The organism is Streptomyces sp. NBC_00096, from assembly GCF_045041305.1.
GTDB lineage: Bacteria > Actinomycetota > Actinomycetes > Streptomycetales > Streptomycetaceae > Streptomyces.
In genome coordinates, this window is the sequence record NZ_CP108221.1 from 5,419,505 (window position 1) to 5,438,198 (window position 18,694).

At 71.3% G+C, this 18,694-nt stretch carries 17 protein-coding genes; 8 read left to right on the top strand and 9 right to left on the bottom strand.

All coding sequences use genetic code 11. The features are described from left to right. Nucleotides 1–48 precede the first annotated feature (48 nt). From OG904_RS23920 to pgi, 5 genes are all read left to right on the top strand, one after another. Nucleotides 49–1,272, top strand: a complete 1,224-nt coding sequence (locus OG904_RS23920; RefSeq protein ID WP_405494209.1) for a phosphoglycerate kinase — start codon at nucleotides 49–51, stop codon at nucleotides 1,270–1,272. Nucleotides 1,273–1,277: 5 nt separating this feature from the next. Further along, a complete protein-coding gene (tpiA, locus tag OG904_RS23925; protein WP_405494211.1) occupies nucleotides 1,278–2,054 on the top strand; it encodes a triose-phosphate isomerase in 777 nt (258 codons plus the stop codon). A gap of 136 nt (nucleotides 2,055–2,190) precedes the next feature. Further along, nucleotides 2,191–2,427: a preprotein translocase subunit SecG gene (gene secG / locus OG904_RS23930; protein WP_405494213.1), complete on the top strand. Its 237-nt coding sequence runs from the start codon at nucleotides 2,191–2,193 to the stop codon at nucleotides 2,425–2,427. A gap of 178 nt (nucleotides 2,428–2,605) precedes the next feature. Beyond that, a complete protein-coding gene (locus tag OG904_RS23935; RefSeq protein WP_007263454.1) occupies nucleotides 2,606–2,941 on the top strand; it encodes an RNA polymerase-binding protein RbpA in 336 nt (111 codons plus the stop codon). 160 nt (nucleotides 2,942–3,101) lie between these two features. Then, nucleotides 3,102–4,805: a glucose-6-phosphate isomerase gene (gene pgi, locus OG904_RS23940; RefSeq protein ID WP_405498216.1), complete on the top strand. Its 1,704-nt coding sequence runs from the start codon at nucleotides 3,102–3,104 to the stop codon at nucleotides 4,803–4,805. A 113-nt stretch (nucleotides 4,806–4,918) separates the two neighbouring features. Here the strand turns inward: pgi and pgl are convergent, their stop codons facing one another. The 5 genes from pgl to tkt all read right to left on the bottom strand — a co-directional run bounded on the left by pgl (nucleotide 4,919) and on the right by tkt (nucleotide 11,729). Next, nucleotides 4,919–5,701, bottom strand: coding sequence for a 6-phosphogluconolactonase (gene pgl, locus OG904_RS23945; RefSeq protein WP_405494216.1), 783 nt, complete (start codon nucleotides 5,699–5,701; stop codon nucleotides 4,919–4,921). Between the two features lie 244 nt (nucleotides 5,702–5,945). Next, on the bottom strand, nucleotides 5,946–6,956 hold the full coding sequence (opcA, locus tag OG904_RS23950; protein ID WP_405494218.1) for a glucose-6-phosphate dehydrogenase assembly protein OpcA: 1,011 nt from the start codon (nucleotides 6,954–6,956) through the stop codon (nucleotides 5,946–5,948). Then, entirely contained in the window at nucleotides 6,953–8,482 is a 1,530-nt protein-coding gene (gene zwf, locus OG904_RS23955) for a glucose-6-phosphate dehydrogenase (RefSeq protein ID WP_405494220.1), read from the bottom strand. Before zwf ends, opcA begins: the two co-directional genes overlap by 4 nt. A 5-nt stretch (nucleotides 8,483–8,487) precedes the next feature. Further along, entirely contained in the window at nucleotides 8,488–9,606 is a 1,119-nt protein-coding gene (gene tal / locus OG904_RS23960; RefSeq protein WP_405494222.1) for a transaldolase, read from the bottom strand. A 35-nt stretch (nucleotides 9,607–9,641) separates the two neighbouring features. Then, nucleotides 9,642–11,729, bottom strand: a complete 2,088-nt coding sequence (tkt, locus tag OG904_RS23965; protein WP_405494224.1) for a transketolase — start codon at nucleotides 11,727–11,729, stop codon at nucleotides 9,642–9,644. A gap of 274 nt (nucleotides 11,730–12,003) precedes the next feature. Between tkt and OG904_RS23970 the strand changes: the two genes are divergently transcribed. From OG904_RS23970 to OG904_RS23980, 3 genes are all read left to right on the top strand, one after another. Continuing rightward, the gene (locus tag OG904_RS23970; protein WP_405494226.1) at nucleotides 12,004–12,945 is read left to right on the top strand and encodes a heme o synthase; all 942 of its coding nucleotides are present in this window, start codon (nucleotides 12,004–12,006) and stop codon (nucleotides 12,943–12,945) included. 84 nt (nucleotides 12,946–13,029) lie between these two features. Continuing rightward, nucleotides 13,030–13,380 carry a hypothetical protein gene (locus OG904_RS23975; RefSeq protein WP_405494228.1) on the top strand — a complete coding sequence of 117 codons (351 nt, stop codon included), beginning with the start codon at nucleotides 13,030–13,032 and terminating at the stop codon, nucleotides 13,378–13,380. A 131-nt stretch (nucleotides 13,381–13,511) separates the two neighbouring features. After that, the gene (locus tag OG904_RS23980) at nucleotides 13,512–14,645 is read left to right on the top strand and encodes an amidohydrolase (RefSeq protein WP_405494230.1); all 1,134 of its coding nucleotides are present in this window, start codon (nucleotides 13,512–13,514) and stop codon (nucleotides 14,643–14,645) included. Nucleotides 14,646–14,758: 113 nt separating this feature from the next. Here OG904_RS23980 and OG904_RS23985 read toward each other — a convergent pair whose 3' ends face one another. The 4 genes from OG904_RS23985 to OG904_RS24000 all read right to left on the bottom strand — a co-directional run bounded on the left by OG904_RS23985 (nucleotide 14,759) and on the right by OG904_RS24000 (nucleotide 18,674). After that, nucleotides 14,759–15,727, bottom strand: a complete 969-nt coding sequence (locus tag OG904_RS23985) for a COX15/CtaA family protein (protein ID WP_405498218.1) — start codon at nucleotides 15,725–15,727, stop codon at nucleotides 14,759–14,761. A 25-nt stretch (nucleotides 15,728–15,752) separates the two neighbouring features. After that, nucleotides 15,753–16,889 (bottom strand): hypothetical protein, encoded by a 1,137-nt coding sequence (locus OG904_RS23990; protein ID WP_405494232.1) that lies wholly within the window; start codon nucleotides 16,887–16,889, stop codon nucleotides 15,753–15,755. 79 nt (nucleotides 16,890–16,968) lie between these two features. Next, nucleotides 16,969–17,751, bottom strand: coding sequence for an ABC transporter permease (locus OG904_RS23995; protein ID WP_405494234.1), 783 nt, complete (start codon nucleotides 17,749–17,751; stop codon nucleotides 16,969–16,971). Next, a complete protein-coding gene (locus OG904_RS24000; protein WP_405494236.1) occupies nucleotides 17,748–18,674 on the bottom strand; it encodes an ABC transporter ATP-binding protein in 927 nt (308 codons plus the stop codon). The genes OG904_RS23995 and OG904_RS24000 overlap by 4 nt, the downstream gene beginning before the upstream one ends. Nucleotides 18,675–18,694: the final 20 nt, after the last annotated feature.

An 18,694-nucleotide genomic window follows, 5' to 3' on the forward strand; every position in this document is an offset into this window, starting at 1 on the left:
CCCCGCACGGATACAGGATCCGGCCGGGGAAAAGGAGTAGAAACAGCAATGAAGACGATCGACGAACTTCTCGCCGAGGGCGTGTCCGGTAAGCGGGTCTTCGTCCGCGCGGACCTCAACGTGCCGCTCGCCGTCAACGGGGGGCGCACCGAGATTTCTGACGACGGCCGCATCCGCGCCGTGCAGCCGACCATCACGAAGCTCGCCGAGGCCGGCGCCCGCGTGATCGTGGCCTCGCACCTGGGCCGCCCCAAGGGCGCCCCGGACCCGGCCTTCTCCCTCGCCCCGGCCGCGGCCCGCCTCGGCGAGCTGCTCGGCACGGACGTCGCGTTCGCCACCGACACGGTCGGCGCCTCCGCCAAGGAGACCGTCGCCGCCCTCGCCGACGGCCAGGTCGCCGTCATCGAGAACCTGCGCTTCAACGCCGGTGAGACCGCGAAGGACGACGCCGAGCGCGGCGCCTTCGCGGACCAGCTCGCCGAGCTGGCCGACGTCTACGTCGGCGACGGCTTCGGCGCTGTCCACCGCAAGCACGCCTCGGTCTTCGACCTCCCCGCGCGCCTCCCGCACGCGGCCGGCTACCTCATCGCCACCGAGGTCGGCGTCCTGAAGAAGCTGACCGCCGAGGTCAAGCGCCCGTACGTGGTCATCCTCGGCGGCGCCAAGGTCTCCGACAAGCTCGCCGTCATCGACGAGCTGCTCGGCAAGGCCGACCGCCTCCTCATCGGCGGCGGCATGGCGTACACCTTCCTCTACGCCAAGGGCTACGAGGTCGGCATCTCCCTGCTCCAGAAGGACCAGGTGGACGTCGTCAAGGAGTACATGGAGCGCGCCGAGAAGAACGGCGTCGAGCTCGTGCTCCCGGTCGACATCCTCGCCTCCAAGGACTTCCCGGACCTGAAGACCAAGGCCCCGGCGGACTTCATCACCGTGGACGCGGACAAGATCCCCGCGGACCAGGAGGGTCTGGACATCGGCCCCAAGACCCGCGAGCTGTACGCCTCGAAGATCACCGATGCCGAGACCGTCTTCTGGAACGGTCCCGTGGGCGTCTTCGAGCACCCCGACTACGCCGGCGGCACCCGCGCGATCGCGCAGGCCCTCGTCGACAGCGACGCCTTCACCGTGGTCGGCGGTGGCGACTCGGCCGCCGCCGTGCGCACGCTCGGCTTCGACGAGAACGCTTTCGGCCACATTTCGACCGGTGGCGGCGCCTCCCTCGAATACCTCGAGGGCAAGACGCTCCCCGGCCTCGCCGCACTGGAGGTCTGAACCGCATGACCACGCGTACCCCGCTGATGGCGGGCAACTGGAAGATGAACCTCAACCACCTCGAGGCCATCGCCCACGTCCAGAAGCTCGCCTTCGCCCTGGCCGACAAGGACTTCGACGCCGTCGAGGTCGCGGTGCTGCCGCCCTTCGTCGACCTCCGTTCGGTCCAGACCCTGGTCGACGGTGACAAGCTGAAGATCAAGTACGGCGCCCAGGACATCTCGGCGCACGACTCGGGCGCCTACACCGGCGAGATCTCCGGCTCCATGCTGTCGAAGCTGAAGTGCGCGTTCGTGGCCGTCGGCCACAGCGAGCGCCGCCAGTACCACGGCGAGAGCGACGAGATCTGCAACGCCAAGGTCAAGGCCGCCTACAAGCACGGGCTCACCCCGATCCTGTGCGTCGGCGAGGGCCTGGACATCCGCAAGGCCGGCCAGCAGGTCCAGTACACGCTGAACCAGCTCGACGGCGGCCTCAAGGACGTCCCGGCCGAGCAGGTCGAGTCCATCGTCATCGCGTACGAACCCGTCTGGGCGATCGGGACCGGCGAGGTCGCCACCCCCGACGACGCGCAGGAGGTCTGCGGTGCCATCCGCGGCCGTCTCGCGGAGCTGTACTCGCAGGAGCTGGCCGACAAGGTCCGCATCCAGTACGGCGGCTCGGTCAAGTCCGGCAACATCGCCGCGATCATGGCCCAGCCCGACGTCGACGGCGCCCTGATCGGCGGCGCGGCGCTGGACGCGGACGAGTTCGTCAAGATCGTGCGTTTCCGCGACCAGTGACGGTCGTCGTGAGTATGCGGTAGGGCGGATCCGTCGTACCCTTGCGGGGGCCAGCAGGCTGAACGAGCTGCTGGCCCCCGTGCTCGTAATCGGCAATGCGGGAAAGTCCAGAAAGCCCAGAAAGTAGGAATCAGCCGTGATTTTGGGGTTCGAGATCGCCTTGGTCGTCTTCAGCGCCCTGCTGATGCTGCTCGTGCTGATGCACAAGGGCAAGGGCGGCGGTCTTTCCGACATGTTCGGCGGCGGTATGCAGTCGTCGGTCGGTGGCTCCTCGGTCGCGGAGCGCAACCTTGACCGCATCACCGTGGTGATCGGTCTCCTGTGGTTCGCGTGCATCGTCGCGCTCGGTCTGCTCATGAAGTCCGGCAGCTGAAGCGTTCTGGCCATTCCGGCAGTCCGGTCGGCTCCCTCCGGCCTATCATGAGGTCCAGCGTTCTTGTCTGGAATGGGTAACTCCACTCCTGGACGGGCGTTGGGCCTTACGTAGACTTGGGCGCCCGCGGCGGAATCCACTCACGCTTCGCGGCACCATCACGCAGGGAGTTACGACCGTGGCAAGTGGCAACGCGATCCGTGGTAGTCGGGTCGGAGCGGGGCCGATGGGTGAGGCCGAGCGCGGCGAGTCCGCGCCCCGCCTGCGCATCTCCTTCTGGTGCTCGAACGGGCACGAGACGCAGCCGAGCTTCGCCAGCGACGCGCAGGTGCCGGATACCTGGGACTGCCCGCGCTGCGGGTTCCCGGCCGGCCAGGACCGGGACAACCCGCCGGCGCCGCCGCGCACCGAGCCGTACAAGACGCACCTGGCGTACGTACGGGAGCGGCGCACGGACGCCGACGGCGAGGCGATCCTCGCCGAGGCGCTCGCCAAGCTGCGCGGCGAGATCTGACGCGTCCCCCGTGGACAACTGATGTGACATGCGGCCCGGCCCGCGGGAGTCTTCTTCTCCCGCGGGCCGGGCCGCTTTGTGTCGGTTGTACCGCTTCCCATCCCTTAGGTTGGAGAACGGCGGGGCACGACAGGACGGAAGAAGTGGGTTGATGTCCGAGATGAATGCAAACCAGGCCGCCGCGCGAAGCGCGTCAAGCGAGGGTGGTGGCGGGCGACGGGAGGGCCGTACGAAGCTCAACCGGACGCCCGAGTGGGCGGCGCTCGGCAAGCACCGGGACGAGCTGGGGCAGACGCATCTGCGGGAGCTGTTCGAGGCGGATCCGGGCCGGGGTGCCGGCTACACCCTGCAGGTCGGGGACCTGCACATCGACTACTCGAAGCACCTCGTGACCGACGAGACGCTGACGCTGCTGCGCGAACTGGCCGCGGCCACCGGCGTGGCCGGGCTCCGCGAGGCCATGTTCCGCGGCGAGAAGATCAACACGACCGAGGACCGCGCGGTCCTGCACACCGCGCTGCGCGCACCGGCCGACGCGGTCGTCGAGGTGGACGGGGAGAACGTCGTACCCGCGGTCCACGCGGTGCTCGACAAGATGGCGGCCTTCGCCGGCCGGGTCAGGTCGGGGGAGTGGACCGGCTTCACCGGCAAGCGCATCAAGAACATCGTCAACATCGGCATCGGCGGCTCCGACCTCGGTCCGGCGATGGCGTACGAGGCGCTGCGCGCCTTCTCCGACCGGGACCTGACCCTGCGCTTCGTGTCCAACGTGGACGGCGCCGACCTGCACGAGGCCGTGCGGGACCTGGACCCGGAGCAGACGCTCTTCATCATCGCCTCGAAGACCTTCACGACGATCGAGACGATCACCAACGCCACCTCGGCGCGCGAGTGGCTGCTCGCGGGTGTCGGCGGCGACCAGGCGGCCGTGGCACGGCACTTCGTGGCACTGTCGACCAATGGCGAGAAGGTCGCGGACTTCGGCATCGATCCGGCCAACATGTTCGAGTTCTGGGACTGGGTCGGCGGGCGCTACTCCTTCGACTCCGCGATCGGCCTCTCGCTGATGGTGGCGATCGGCCCGGACGCCTTCCGTGAACTGCTCGGCGGTTTCCACGCGATGGACGAGCACTTCCGCACGGCGCCCGCCGAGGAGAACGCGCCGCTGCTGCTGGGCCTGCTGGGGATCTGGTACGGGGCGTTCTTCGACGCCCAGTCGCACGCGGTGCTCCCGTACAGCCACTACCTCTCCCGGTTCACCGCGTACTTGCAGCAGCTGGACATGGAGTCCAACGGCAAGTCCGTGGACCGTGACGGCAATCCGGTGGAATGGCAGACCGGACCGGTGGTGTGGGGCACGCCCGGCACCAACGGCCAGCACGCCTACTACCAGTTGATCCACCAGGGCACCCGGTTGATCCCGGCGGACTTCATCGGTTTCGCGCGTCCGGTCGGCGAACTGTCCCCGGCGCTGGCGGCCCAGCACGACCTGCTGATGGCGAACTTCTTCGCGCAGACGCAGGCGCTGGCCTTCGGCAAGACGGCGGACGAGGTCCGGGCGGAGGGGGTCGCGGAGCCGCTGGTCCCGCACAAGACCTTCGCGGGCAACCACCCGACGACGACGATCCTGGCCACCGAGCTCACACCGGCGGTACTGGGCCAGCTCATCGCGCTGTACGAGCACAAGGTGTTCGTCCAGGGAGCGGTGTGGAACATCGACTCCTTCGACCAGTGGGGCGTGGAGCTCGGGAAGGTGCTCGCCAAGCGGGTCGAGCCGGCCCTCGTCGAGGGCGCCGAGGTGCCCGGGCTGGACGCGTCCACGCGTGCGCTGGTGGCGACGTACCGCTCGCTCCGGGGCCGCTGACCCGGCACTGACCGCAACGGCCGCAGGGCCCGCTCTCCGTGGGGAGGGCGGGCCCTGCGGTGTCGTACGGGCCCAGTGGTACGGGTCGTCTCGTACGGGTCGTGTCGTACGGGTCAGGCGGAGGCCGGCGGGTACATCGCCGACGGGAGCTTCGCCGCCGCCGCGCGGTCCAGGAGCCACAGGGTCCGGGAGCGGCCGTACGCCTCGGCCGCCGGGGCCTGGACCCCGCCCGCTCCGCCGAGGGCGATCGCCACCGCTCCGGCCTTGTCCTCGCCGGCCGCCAGGAGCCAGACCTCGCGGGCCGCCCGGATCGCCGGGAGGGTGAGCGAGATCCGGGTGGGCGGCGGCTTCGGCGCGCCGTGGACGCCGACGACCGTGCGCTCGCTCTCGCGGGACGCCGGGTGCTCCGGGAACAGCGAGGCCACGTGGGTGTCCGGGCCGACGCCCAGCATCAGGACGTCGAAGCGGGGGACCGGCCCGTGGTCCTCGGGGCCGGAGGCCCCCTTGAGCTCCGCCGCGTAGGAGGCGGCCGCCGCGTCCACGTCGACCCCGTACGGGCCGTCGGAGGCGGGCATGGCGTGGACCCGCGCGGGGTCCACCGGGACGGCGTCCAGCAGGGCCTCACGGGCCTGCACGTGGTTGCGCTCGGGGTCGTCGGCGGGCACGTACCGCTCGTCCCCCCACCACAGGTCGATCCGCGACCAGTCGATCGCGTCCCGGGCCGGGGCGGCCGCGAGTGCGGCGAGCAGGCCGTTGCCGTTGCGGCCACCGGTCAGGACCACGGACGCGGTGCCGCGGGCGGCCTGTGCGTCCACGATCTTCGTGATGAGCCGGGCCGCCGCGGCCTGGGCCATCAGCTCCTTGTCCCGGTGGACGACGACCTGGGGTGTCGTCATGCCCATGTGCTGCCGCCTTGTCGGTAGTTCGGGGTGCGGATGCCGCTGCGCGGAGCCGGACCCCACCCCGCCCCTTCCCGAAACCGGGCTCTGCCCGGACCCGGCCCTCACACGCCGGGCGGGCTGGATCTGCCGCTGCGCGGCATCATCCAGCCCCGCCGGCGTTTGAGGCGCGGGGTCTGGGGCGGAGCCCCAGGGAACGGCGAAAGGGCGGGGCGGGGAGAGCTCCGCGCAGCGGTCGGGGTTACTTCGCCGCGGCCTTCTTGGCCGGCTTTGCCGGAGCCGGCTTCGGGGCCGGGGGCTCGGCCTTGGCCGCTGCGGGTTCCGGCGGAGCCTGCAGGCGGGTCACGCCGAACTTCAGCGAGGCCTCGTAGGTGTTGTCCGGGTCCAGGCGGCGCAGCTCCTCCGCCAGGAGCTCGGCCGTGTCGCGGCGCTTGAGCGCCACCGCACGGTCGGGCTGCCCCGGCATGCACAGCGTCGCCAGCGCACCGTCCGCCCGGTCCAGGACGATCTCGCCGCCCTTGGTCTCCAGGCGGACCGCGGTGAGCCCGGGGCCCGCCGAGGAGGTGCGCTTGACCGGGACCTGCAGCCGGTCCGCGAGCCACATGGCCAGCAGCTCGCAGCTCGGGTTGTCGTCCTCGCCCTCGACGGTGGCCGAGGCCACCGAATGGGTCTGCTGGTCCAGCGCGGCCGCCAGCATGGAGCGCCACGGGGTGATCCGGGTCCAGGACAGGTCCGTGTCCCCGGGCGCGTACGCCTCCGCCCGGCGGCCGAGCGCCTCGATCGGGTCCTCGGCGGAGTACGTGTCCGTGATCCGGCGCTGGCCGAGCGCCCCCAGGGGGTCGCCCGCCAGGTCCTGCGGAGCGCCCTCCGGCCACCAGACGACGACGGGCGCGTCCGGGAGGAGCAGGGGGAGAACCACCGACTGGGCATGGTTGACCAGTTCGCCGTGAAGGCGCAGCACGACGGTCTCGCCGCTGCCGGAGTCCGCCCCGACGCGGATCTCCGCGTCGAGACGGGCGTCGCGGCGGCTGCGCGGCGAGCGGCTGGCCCGCTTGATGACGACGATGATCCGCGAGGGGTGCTCGTGGGAAGCGTCGCCGGCCGACTTGAGCGCGTCGTACGCGTTCTCCTCGTCGGTCACGATCACCAGCGTGAGGACCATGCCGATGGCCGGCGTGCCGAGGTCCCGGCGTGCCTGCACCATCGCGGCATTGATCTTGCTGGAGTTGGTCTCCGTGAGATCGATCTTCATGGCCGGCGCCAGCTCCGTCCGTCTCGTGCGAGCATCTCGTCGGCCTCGACCGGCCCCCACGTGCCCGACGGGTACTGCGCGGGCTTGCCGTGCGTGTCCCAGTACTTCTCGATCGGGTCGAGGATGTTCCAGGACAGCTCGACCTCCTGGTGGCGCGGGAAGAGGTTCGCGTCGCCGAGGAGCACGTCGAGGATGAGCCGTTCGTAGGCCTCGGGGCTCGACTCCGTGAAGGACTCGCCGTAGGCGAAGTCCATCGTGACGTCCCGGACCTCCATGGAGGTGCCCGGAACCTTGGAGCCGAAGCGCACCGTCACGCCCTCGTCCGGCTGGACCCGGATGACCAGGGCGTTCTGCCCCAGCTCCTCGGTCGCGCCCGACTCGAACGGCAGGTACGGGGCCCGCTTGAAGACGACCGCGATCTCGGTCACCCGGCGGCCCAGGCGCTTGCCGGTCCGCAGGTAGAACGGGACGCCCGCCCAGCGGCGGTTGTTGATCTCCAGACGGATGGCCGCGTAGGTGTCGGTCTTCGACTTGGGGTCGATGCCGTCCTCTTCGAGGTACCCGACGACCTTCTCGCCGCCCTGCCAGGCCGCCGAGTACTGGCCGCGCACGGTGTGCTTGCCCAGGTCCTCGGGCAGCTCCACGGCGGTCAGCACCTTGAGCTTCTCGGCCACCAGCGCCTTCGGATGGAAGGAGCCGGGCTCCTCCATCGCGGTGAGCGCCAGCAGCTGGAGCAGGTGGTTCTGGATGACGTCGCGGGCCGCGCCGATGCCGTCGTAGTAGCCGGCCCGGCCGCCGATCCCGATGTCCTCGGCCATGGTGATCTGCACGTGGTCCACGTACGACCGGTTCCAGATCGGCTCGAACATCGTGTTGGCGAAGCGGAGCGCCAGGATGTTCTGGACGGTCTCCTTGCCCAGGTAGTGGTCGATCCGGAAGACCTCGTTGGGCGGGAAGACGTCGTGCACGAGCTGGTTGAGCTCCTGCGCACTGGTCAGGTCGTGCCCGAACGGCTTCTCGATGACCGCGCGCCGCCAGGAGCCTTCCTTCTGGTCCGCCAGCCCGTGCTTCTTGAGCTGGGCGACGACCTTGGGGAAGAACTTCGGCGGGACGGACAGGTAGAAGGCGAAGTTGCCGCCGGTGCCCTGCGCCTTGTCCAGCTCCTCGATCGTCGACTTCAGCGTCTCGAACGCCTGGTCGTCGTCGAAGTCGCCCTGGACGAAGCGGCAGCCCTGCACCAGCTGCTGCCAGACCTCTTCACGGAAGGGAGTGCGCGCGTGCTGCTGGACCGCGTCGTGGACCTCCTGCGCGAAGTCCTCGTCCTGCCACTCGCGCCGGGCGAACCCGATCAGCGAGAAGCCCGGCGGAAGCAGGCCGCGGTTGGCGAGGTCGTAGACGGCAGGCATCAGCTTCTTGCGCGACAGGTCACCCGTAACGCCGAAAATGACCAGGCCGGACGGCCCCGCGATGCGCGGGAGCCGCCGGTCCTGTGCGTCACGAAGCGGGTTCGCTCCGTTTACAGACAAAGTGTTCAGGCCTCCGTGGGGGCGAGGCGCTGAAGCTCCGCCTCGGTCGACTTCAGCAGGTCGTTCCAGGACACCGCGAACTTCTCGACGCCCTCTTCTTCGAGCAGCTGCACCACATCGTCGTACGAAATGCCCAGCTTCGCTACCGCGTCGAGCTCGGCGCGCGACTGCTCGTAGGTGCCGCGGATGGTGTCACCGGAGACCTCGCCGTGGTCGGCGGTGGCCTCCAGGGTGCCCTCCGGCATGGTGTTGACCGTGCCGGGGGCGACCAGGTCCACCACGTACAGGGTGTCCTTGTACGCGGGGTCCTTGACGCCGGTCGAGGCCCAGAGCGGGCGCTGCTTGTTGGCGTGCGCCTTGTCCAGGGCGGCCCAGCGCTCGGTGGAGAAGACCTCCTCGTACGCCTCGTAGGCCAGTCGGGCGTTGGCGAGCGCCGCCTTGCCCTTGAGGGCCTTGGCCTCGTCGGTGCCGAGGGAGTCGAGGCGCTTGTCGATCTCGGAGTCCACGCGGGACACGAAGAAGGAGGCGACCGAGTGGATCTTGGCGAGGTCCAGGCCGGCGGCCTTCGCCTTCTCCAGACCCGCCAGGTAGGCGTCCATGACCTCGCGGTAGCGCTCCAGCGAGAAGATCAGCGTCACGTTGACGCTGATGCCCCTGCCGATGACCTCGGTGATCGCCGGCAGGCCGGCCTTGGTCGCCGGGATCTTGATGAGCGTGTTCGGGCGGTCCACCAGCCAGGCGAGCTGCTTGGCCTCGGCGATGGTCGCCGGGGTGTTGTGGGCCAGCCGGGGGTCGACCTCGATCGAGACCCGGCCGTCCTGGCCCTCGGTCGCGTCGTAGACCGGGCGCAGGATGTCGGCGGCGTCGCGGACGTCCGCCGTGGTGATCATGCGGATCGCCTCTTCGACGGTGACCTTGCGGGCGGCCAGGTCCGCGAGCTGCTGCTCGTACCCCTCGCCGCCGCTGATCGCCTTCTGGAAGATCGCCGGGTTGGTGGTGACACCGACCACGTGCTGCTGGTCGATGAGCTCGGCCAGGTTGCCGGACGTGATGCGCTTGCGGGACAGGTCGTCCAGCCAGATCGCCACGCCCTCGTCGGAAAGGCGCTTCAGTGCGTCTGTCATGGGAATTGCATCTCCTACTGGTCTGGGTACGGGCGTCAGCGCGCGGCGGCGGCGAGCGACTCGTGCGCGGCGGCGGTCACGGCTTCGGCGGTCAGTCCGAACTCGCGGTACAGCACGGCACCGTCGGCCGAGGCACCGAAGTGCTCCAGCGAGACGATCCGGCCGGCGTCGCCGACGTAGCGGTGCCAGGTCAGGCCGATGCCGGCCTCGACCGCGACACGCGCCTTGACCGAAGGCGGCAGGACGCTGTCCTTGTACTCCTGGTCCTGCTCCTCGAACCACTCGACGGACGGCATCGAGACCACCCGGGCCGGGACGCCCTCGGCCTGCAGCGCCTCGCGCGCGGCGACCGCGAGCTGGACCTCGGAGCCGGTGCCGATGAGGACGACCCGGGCGTCGCCCCCGTCCGCCTCGAAGAGCACGTACCCGCCCTTGGCGGCGTCCTCGTTGCGGTCGTACGTCGGCACGCCCTGGCGGGTCAGCGCCAGACCGTGCGGGGCACCCTTGCCGAACACCTTGGTGTGGCGGCGCAGGATCTCGCGCCAGGCGATGGCGGTCTCGTTCGCGTCGGCCGGGCGGACCACGTTCAGGCCCGGGATGGCGCGCAGCGAGGCGACGTGCTCCACCGGCTGGTGGGTCGGGCCGTCCTCGCCGAGGCCGATGGAGTCGTGCGTCCACACGTAGGTCACCGGCAGGTGCATCAGCGCGGACAGGCGGACGGCGTTGCGCATGTAGTCGGAGAACACCAGGAAGGTGCCGCCGTAGATGCGGGTGTGGCCGTGCAGGGCGATGCCGTTCATGGCCGCGGCCATGGAGTGCTCGCGGATGCCGAAGTGGATGGTGCGGCCGTACGGGTCGGCCCCCGGCAGCGGGTTGCCCACCGGCAGGAACGAGGAGTTCTTGTCGATGGTGGTGTTGTTGGAGCCGGCCAGGTCGGCCGAGCCGCCCCACAGCTCCGGGATGACCGCGCCGAGCGCCTCGAGCACCTTGCCGGAGGCCGCGCGGGTGGCGACGCCCTTTCCGGTCTCGAAGACGGGGAGCTTGTCCTCCCAGCCCGCGGGCAGCTCGTTGGCGTTGATGCGGTCGAACTCGGCGGCGCGCTGCGGGTTGGCGGTGCGCCAGGCGGAGAACTCCTTCTCCCAGGCGGCCTTGGCCTCGCGGCCGCGCTCGCCGAGGGCGCGGGTGTGCGCGATGACCTCGTCGGAGACCTCGAAGGTCCGCTCCGGGTCGAAGCCGAGCACGCGCTTGGTGGCGGCGACCTCGTCGTTGCCGAGGGCCGAGCCGTGCGAGGCCTCGGTGCCCTGGGCGTGCGGGGCCGGCCAGGCGATGATCGAGCGGGCCGCGATGAAGGAGGGGCGCTCCGTCTCGGCCTTGGCGGCCTGGAAGGCCGCGAACAGCGCCTTCGGGTCGAGGTCGCCGTTGGTCTGCGGGGCCACGCGCTGGACGTGCCAGCCGTACGCCTCGTAGCGCTTGAGGGTGTCCTCGGAGACGGCCGTCTCCGTGTCGCCCTCGATGGAGATGTGGTTGTCGTCCCACAGCAGCACCAGGTTGCCGAGCTTCTGGTGGCCCGCCAGCGCGGACGCCTCGTGGGAGATGCCCTCCTGGAGGCAGCCGTCGCCCGCGATCGCGTAGACCATGTGGTCGAACGGGGAGGCGCCCGCGGGGGCCTCGGGGTCGAACAGGCCGCGCTCGTAGCGGGCGGCCATGGCCATGCCCACCGCGTTGGCGATGCCCTGGCCCAGCGGGCCGGTGGTGGTCTCCACGCCGGTCGTGTGGCCGTACTCCGGGTGACCGGGGGTCTTCGAACCCCAGGTGCGGAAGGCCTTCAGGTCGTCCAGACCGAGCCCGAACCCGCCGAGGTACAGCTGGGTGTAGAGGGTCAGGGACGAGTGCCCCGCGGAGAGCACGAAACGGTCGCGACCGACCCACTCCGGGTCCGCCGGGTCGTGCCGCATCACCTTCTGGAAGAGGGTGTACGCGGCGGGGGCCAGGCTCATCGCCGTACCGGGGTGGCCGTTACCGACCTTCTGGACCGCGTCGGCGGCCAGGATCCGGGCGGTGTCGACAGCACGCTGGTCCAGTTCGGTCCAGTCGAGCTCTGTGGTCGTCGGCTTGGTGCTCACCGTGGGTCAGGGCTCCTCTCCACATGTCTAGTCCCGGTGACGAACGGTGCACCGGCGCGATTCCGAGCCTACCCCCGCCACAGCGTGCAGCTATTCGAGTACCCGCGGTCCGCTTGTGACGTCTGAGCGCCGATCGGACCAACACGGGGTGACCCCCGCGCGGGGCGAGCCAATGGCTACGTCTAGAGTGGCGTGGTACGCGCAAGCCTTTACCGGGCCTTCATGTTTAAAAGGGCCCGCGTCGGACTTGCTGGATTCTCTCTCAGGGGTGTGCGTGACGGCCGTCGATTCCCGTCCAGCGGGAGTGCTCGGGACGAGCTCCGGTCACCGGCCGTTCGGGGCCCGGGCCATGGCATTCGTGGCACTGACCAAGCCTCGGATCATCGAGCTGCTGCTCATCACGACGGTCCCGGTGATGTTCCTCGCCGAACGGGGCGTGCCGTCACTGTGGCTGGTCCTCACGACCTGCTTCGGCGGCTACCTGTCCGCGGGCGGCGCCAACGCCCTGAACATGTACATCGACCGCGACATCGACGCGCTGATGGACCGGACCGCGGGACGCCCGCTGGTGACCGGCATGGTCAGCCCCCGCGAGTGCCTCGTCTTCGGCATCACGCTGGGCGTCGTCTCCACGCTGTTCTTCGGCCTGCTGATCAACTGGCTGTCGGCGGCGCTCTCGCTCGGCGCCCTCCTCTTCTACGTCGTGGTCTACACGATGCTGCTGAAGCGGCGCACCTCCCAGAACATCGTCTGGGGCGGCATCGCGGGCTGCATGCCGGTGCTCATCGGCTGGTCGGCCGTCAAGAACGAGGTCTCCTGGGCCGCGGTCATCCTCTTCCTCGTCATCTTCTTCTGGACGCCGCCGCACTACTGGCCGCTGTCCATGAAGGTGAAGGACGACTACGCGCGGGTCGGCGTGCCGATGCTGCCGGTCGTGGCGGGCAACAAGGCCGTGGCCAAGCAGATCGTCCTCTACAGCTGGGTGATGGTGGCGGTCTCGCTGCTGCTGACCCCACTGGGGTACACCGGCTGGTTCTACACCTCGGTCGCGCTGGTGGCCGGCGGCTGGTGGCTGTGGGAGGCGCACTCGCTGAACGCGCGGGCCAAGTCGGGTGTGACGGGCGCGAAGCTCAAGGAGATGCGGCTGTTCCACTGGTCGATCACCTACGTCTCGCTGCTCTTCGTCGCCGTGGCCGTGGACCCCTTCCTGCGCTGATCCTTCCCCGGCCGGCCCTTCGCCGGGCGATCCTTCCCCCGTTCGTCCTTCCTCCGCTCATTACCGGCCGGTAGCATGCCTTCCATGGCAGACACCGAGGAGACCGCCGCGACGGCGGACAAGAAGCAGGACCGTACGGCCGCGAAGCTGGCCAAGCAGATCGGCGCGTTCGCCAGGCAGCACGGCGGCGCCGAGGGCCAGCTCGCGCACATCGGCCAGGCCGGTACCCGGATCGTCCTCGTGGGCACGGACGGCGGCTGGGGCGACCTGGTGGCCCCGACCTACGACACCGCGCGGCTCGCGGCCGGCAAGGCCGGGCTGACCCTCCACGAGGAGTTCGACGGCGAGTTCGCCGCGCGCGTCAGGACGGGCCCGTACGAGTGGACCCGCATGGCCGGAATCCAGCTCGGCGGACCGGCGAACCCGGCGGCCTGATCCCGGCCGTTGAACGGCTTGATCGCTGCCGCGTCACCCTATCGGTCAACAGCGCGAGCAACACCTCACACCCCGCTCACCCGTTAGGACGTGTGGAAGCACCTTCCCCACGTCCGCAACGGGATGCCCGGATGATCGAAACGCCGCCCCTGGTGGACCAGTACTGCCAGGGAGTGCTCCGCACGGAGCTCGGCCTCGCCACCTTCGAGGCCCAGCTGACCGCCTCGGCCGGCCCGCCCGCCGCGGGCACCACCTTCTTCGACAGCCAGACCGGCTTCGCGCTGCGCCGCTGGTGCCCCCCGCTGCTCGGCCTCGAACCGCACTGCGCGCCCGTCCGCTACCTCGCCCGGCGGCGCGAGCTGGGCGCGGCCGAGACGGCCCGCAGACTGCTGAGGGGCTCCGGGGTCGCCACCCGGCTCGTGGACACGGCCGTGCCCGGGGACCTCACCGGGACCAAGGAGCTGGCCCTGGCGGGTGACGCGGAGACCTTCGAGCTGGCCGGGCTGGAGCTGCTGGCCGAGCAGGCGGCCGACACCTCCGGGACCGTGGCCGCCTTCCTGGCCAACCTCGCCGGAGCCGTCCACCACGCGGCCTCCGGGGCCGTGGCCTTCACCTGTGGCTCCGGATCCGGCTCCGGCCCCCGCTCCGGCTCCGCGGCGCGGTCCTGGGGCGCAGCCCTGGAGGCCGGGCCCGAGCCGCCCGGTCCGGGGGAGGTGCGGGGCGCGGCCGCGCGGTGGCTGGCCGGGCGGGACAAGGGCGGGGCCGTACGCGATCCCGTACTCCTGCGGCACCTGGCGTGGAGCGCGGTGGCGTCCGGGCTGCCGCTCCAGCTGCACACGGGCGGGGAATCGGGGGAACCGGAGCGGCTGACCCGGTTCATGCGGGAGACCGCGGGCACGGGCGTACGGCTGGTGCTGCTCGGCGGGTACCCCCACCACCGGCAGGCGGCACGGCTGGCCGCGTTCTTCCCGCACGTCCACGCCGACGTGGGCGCGGCACCGGGGGCTTCCGGCGCGCGGGCGGCCGCGGTGCTCGCGGAGTGCCTGGAGACCGCGCCATTCGGAAAACTGATGTTCGCCGGCGGCGGACGGCAGCTGCCCGAACTGCACGCGGTGGGCGCGCTGGCCTTCCGGGAGGCGCTCGGCCGGGTCCTCGGCGGCTGGGTGGCCGACGGGTCCTGGTCCTGGCGCGACGCGGAGCGGGTGGCGGCGATGGTCGCGGCGGGCAATGCCCGCCGCGTCTACCGGCTGGACGAACGGGGCTGACGCCGGGGGCTACAGTCCGGGGATGCAGTCCGGGGATGCAGTCCGGGCTCGATGTCCGCGGCCGCTGTCCCGTGCTGACGCCCGGAAGGTACGTCCGAAGCCACGTCCGCGCGTCAGACCGCGGCGAGCCGGGCGTCGGCCTGGGCCGGGATCCCGGCCTGCTCCGCCGGGCGCTCGCGCAGGCTCAGCGCGACCCGGAGCACCGCGATCCACACCAGGCAGGAGCCGAGCATGTGGGCGGCGACCAGGGCCTCGGGAACCTTGGTGAAGTACTGGACGTAGCCGATGGCGCCCTGGGAGAGCAGCACGATCAGCAGGTCCCGGGCGCGCGCCCGGGTGTCGGCGGGGGCGTCGACCACGCGCAGCACCAGCCACATGGCGATGCCGAGCGCGCACACCACCCAGGCGGAGAAGGCGTGGACGTGGGCGGTGGCCGACCAGTCGAACGGCATCCGCTTGATCTCGCTGCTGTCTCCGGCGTGCGGTCCGGAACCGGTGACCACGGTGCCCGCCGCGATCAGGACGAGGGTGGCCGCGACCAGGGCCCACGCGAGCTTGCGTACGGGGGAGGGCACGCGCGGCCGCGCGGGGCCGTCACCCTCGCGGGTGCGCTGCCAGGTGATCGTCGTCACGGTGATCAGCGAGGTGGCGAGCATGAAGTGCCCGGCCACGCTGTAGGGGTTGAGCCCCGTCAGCACGGTGATGCCGCCGAGGACCGCGTTGCCCATCACGATGGCGAACTGGAGCCAGCCGAGCCGGGTCAGCGAGCGGCGCCACGGCTTGGCGCAGCGGGCGGCGGTGATCGCCCAGCCAACGGCCGCGCAGAGCACGTACGTCAGCATGCGGTTGCCGAACTCGATGGCGCCGTGGAAGCCCTGCTCCTGGGTCACGATCAGGCTGTCGCCGGTGCACTTGGGCCAGGTGTCGCAGCCGAGGCCGGATCCGGTCAGCCGCACCGCACCGCCGGTGACGACGATGACGACGCTCATGAGCACCGCTGCGAACGCGGCCCGCTGGACGGTCCGGGGTGACGGCGTCCAGCGGCGGGCGAGATACGAGAGGGGGGTCAACACGGCCCTTATCGTACGCGGACACTTGTGCAAAGTTTCACGAGGGGGTGGCGGCCGGTGCCTCAGGGCCGATGACCAGCCGGAACCGGGCTCCGGCCGGTTCGCCCTCCGAGTGCCACCAGACGCGGATCCGCCAATGCGCGCCATCGCCCGGGTAGTCGGGCGAGGCCGCGAAGCCCCGTACCAATTCGGCGCCTACGTCCTCCGCTGTCCTGTTTCTCGCTTCCGCACCGCTGTGCCAGGGATGTGGCTGTACGTTCCACAACCCGTCGGAGCCGCGGACCTCGACGCGCCACACCGCGAACCAGGGGGTCACCTCCAGCATCGTGCGGACCTGATCGGCCTCCAGCCGCAGCCGGGCGGCGATCTCCGGCTCGGGGACTCCCTGGATCCGGGCGGCCACCACGGCCTGGGGCAGCAGCCGTTCGGGCAGCAGCCCCCGCGAGCGCAGGGCCACCAGGGAACCGAAGGTCAGGAAGCGCAGCCGCAGTTCGAGCTGGCGGCCGATGTGGTCCAGGGCCTCCTCGGCCTCCTGGGACTCGTCCGAACCGGGGCCGGCCAGCAGCAGCCGCCGGAAGGAGCCCTCCGCGTCCACCGCCCAGGCCACCGAGTCCTCGGCCAGTCCCAGCTCCGCGAGCCGGTCACCGAGGAACACCTTCGCCTGCGCGAGGCCCCGCTGATTGACCGGATCCTCCTGGTCCAGGGCCGCCCAGACCTCCACGGCCCCGCGCGTCAGGTCCCGGGCGCGCTCGCCGGCCGCCCGCTCCATGGCGCTCGGGCCGTTCTCGGAACCGGGGCCCAGGGGGTGCCGGGGCAGCCGCTCCCCGTCGCTGAGGGGCCAGGAGAGCCAGACCCCCTGGTTGATCAGACCCCGGGCGTACCAGCGGGCGTACTCGGCGGAGTGCGCGGCCGCCTGCTGCGAGAACCGCAGCCCCTCCTCGATGGCGGCCAGGGCGCCGCCGCGGTCGCCGCCCGCGAAGCGGCGGGCCGCCAGGTCGCTCAGCCGCAGGCCCAGCCGGGCCGCGCACTCGGCGTCGGTGGCGGCCGGCTCGCGCAGGGCTCCGATGAGCTCGGCCAGCAGGGCGTCGGCCTCCGCGGGCTCCGCCTGCGCCGCGCCCGACCGGACCCGCGCCCACTGTTCGTCCAGCCGCAGAACGGCCTCCCGCTGCGCCATGCCCGCCCCCCGGCGTCTGTGGTGCGTGTCGTGTGGAGGCGCTCATCCTCCTGCCCCGACAACGCTCAGGGGAAGGGATTCACTCCCAGCGGAACAGCCGCGCGGCGGCGCCCAGACCGAGTACCGCCCAGCCGGCCAGGATCGCCGCGTCGCCCCAGGGCAGCGCGGCCCCGTGCTGGAGCACTTCGCGCAGCCCGTCGGAGAGCGCGGAGATCGGGAGCAGGCCGAGGACGGACTGCACGGCTCCGGGGAACTTCTCCAGCGGCACGATCACCCCGCCGCCGACCAGTAGCAGCAGGAAGACCAGGTTGGCCGCGGCCAGGGTCGCCTCCGCCTTGAGGGTGCCGGCCACCAGCAGGCCGAGTCCGGAGAAGGCGGCGGTGCCGAGCAGGATCAGCGCGGCGACCGACAGCGGGTTCCCGTGCGGCGACCAGCCCAGGGCGAAGGCGATCGCCGTCAGCAGCGCGATCTGGAGCACCTCGGTGACCAGCACGGACAGCGTCTTGGCGGCCATCAGCGCCCAGCGCGGCAGCGGTGAGGCCCCGAGCCGCTTGAGGATCCCGTAGCGGCGGTCGAAGCCGGTGGCGATGGCCTGGCCGGTGAAGGCGGTGGACATCACGGCCAGCGCCAGGATGCCGGGGGCCAGGAAGTCCACGGACTTGCCCGAGCCGCCCTCTTCGACGGGCACGGTGATGATGTCCACGGCCGAGAACAGCACCAGCAGCAGCGAGGGGATGATCACCGTCAGCAGCAGCTGCTCCCCGTTGCGCAGCAGCATCCGGGTCTCCAGGGCCGTCTGCGCCATGATCATGCGGGAGACGGGAGCCGCCCCCGGGTTCGGGGTGAACGTACCGGCGCTCATGCGCGCAGCTCCTTGCCCGTGAGCTCGAGGAAGACGTCTTCGAGGGTGTGCCGCTCCACCGAGAGGCTGTCCGGCATCACCCCGTGCTGCGCGCACCAGGACGCGACGGTGGCCAGCAGCTGGGGGTCGACGCCGCCGGTGACCCGGTAGGTGCCGGGGGTGAGCTCGGCGGCCTGGGTGCCGTCGGGCAGCGCCTTGAGCAGCGAGGCGAGGTCGAGGGCGGGGCGGCCGGTGAAGCGCAGGGTGTTCTCGGCGCCGCCCCGGCACAGCTGCTCGGGGGTGCCGTGGACGATGACCTTGCCGGCGTCGACGATGGCCACCTCGTCCGCGAGCTGCTCGGCCTCGTCCATGTGGTGGGTGGTGAGGACGACGGTGACCCCGTCGGCGCGCAGTTCCCGTACGAGTTCCCAGGTCGCGCGGCGGGCCTGCGGGTCGAGGCCCGCGGTCGGCTCGTCCAGGAAGACCAGCTCGGGGCGGCCCACGACGGCCATGGCGAGGGCCAGGCGCTGCTGCTGGCCGCCGGAGAGCCGGCGGTAGGGGGTGCGGCCGCAGCTGCCGAGGCCGAGGCGTTCCACCAGGGTGGGGACGTCCAGGGGGGCTGCGTAGAGCTTGGCCATGTGGCGCAGCATCTCCACGGCGCGGGCGCCGGAGTAGACGCCGCCGGACTGGAGCATCACGCCGATGCGCGGGCGCAGGGCGTGGGCCTGGGTGACGGGGTCCAGGCCGAGGACGCGGACGGATCCGGCGTCGGGGCGCCGGTAGCCCTCGCAGGTTTCCACAGTGGTCGTCTTGCCCGCGCCGTTGGGACCAAGGACTGCGGTGACCGAGGCCCTCCGGACGGTGAGGTCCAGGCCGTCCACCGCGGTTTTGGGGCCGTACCGCTTCACCAGTCCGCGGATTTCCACGGCGGGGTCGTTGCTCATGGGGAGTGAGTCTACGGAGC

What these genes read in the sequence shown, in the direction of transcription:
- OG904_RS23920 (WP_405494209.1), top strand. Translation starts at nt 49, where the DNA reads ATGAAGACGATCGACGAACTTCTCGCCGAGGGCGTGTCCGGTAAGCGG.
- tpiA (WP_405494211.1), top strand. Translation starts at nt 1,278, where the DNA reads ATGACCACGCGTACCCCGCTGATGGCGGGCAACTGGAAGATGAACCTC.
- pgi (WP_405498216.1), top strand. Translation starts at nt 3,102, where the DNA reads ATGAATGCAAACCAGGCCGCCGCGCGAAGCGCGTCAAGCGAGGGTGGT.
- pgl (WP_405494216.1), bottom strand. Translation starts at nt 5,701, where the DNA reads ATGACGACACCCCAGGTCGTCGTCCACCGGGACAAGGAGCTGATGGCC.
- opcA (WP_405494218.1), bottom strand. Translation starts at nt 6,956, where the DNA reads ATGAAGATCGATCTCACGGAGACCAACTCCAGCAAGATCAATGCCGCG.
- tal (WP_405494222.1), bottom strand. Translation starts at nt 9,606, where the DNA reads ATGACAGACGCACTGAAGCGCCTTTCCGACGAGGGCGTGGCGATCTGG.
- OG904_RS23975 (WP_405494228.1), top strand. Translation starts at nt 13,030, where the DNA reads ATGGCAGACACCGAGGAGACCGCCGCGACGGCGGACAAGAAGCAGGAC.
- OG904_RS23980 (WP_405494230.1), top strand. Translation starts at nt 13,512, where the DNA reads ATGATCGAAACGCCGCCCCTGGTGGACCAGTACTGCCAGGGAGTGCTC.
- OG904_RS23990 (WP_405494232.1), bottom strand. Translation starts at nt 16,889, where the DNA reads ATGGCGCAGCGGGAGGCCGTTCTGCGGCTGGACGAACAGTGGGCGCGG.
- OG904_RS23995 (WP_405494234.1), bottom strand. Translation starts at nt 17,751, where the DNA reads ATGAGCGCCGGTACGTTCACCCCGAACCCGGGGGCGGCTCCCGTCTCC.
- OG904_RS24000 (WP_405494236.1), bottom strand. Translation starts at nt 18,674, where the DNA reads ATGAGCAACGACCCCGCCGTGGAAATCCGCGGACTGGTGAAGCGGTAC.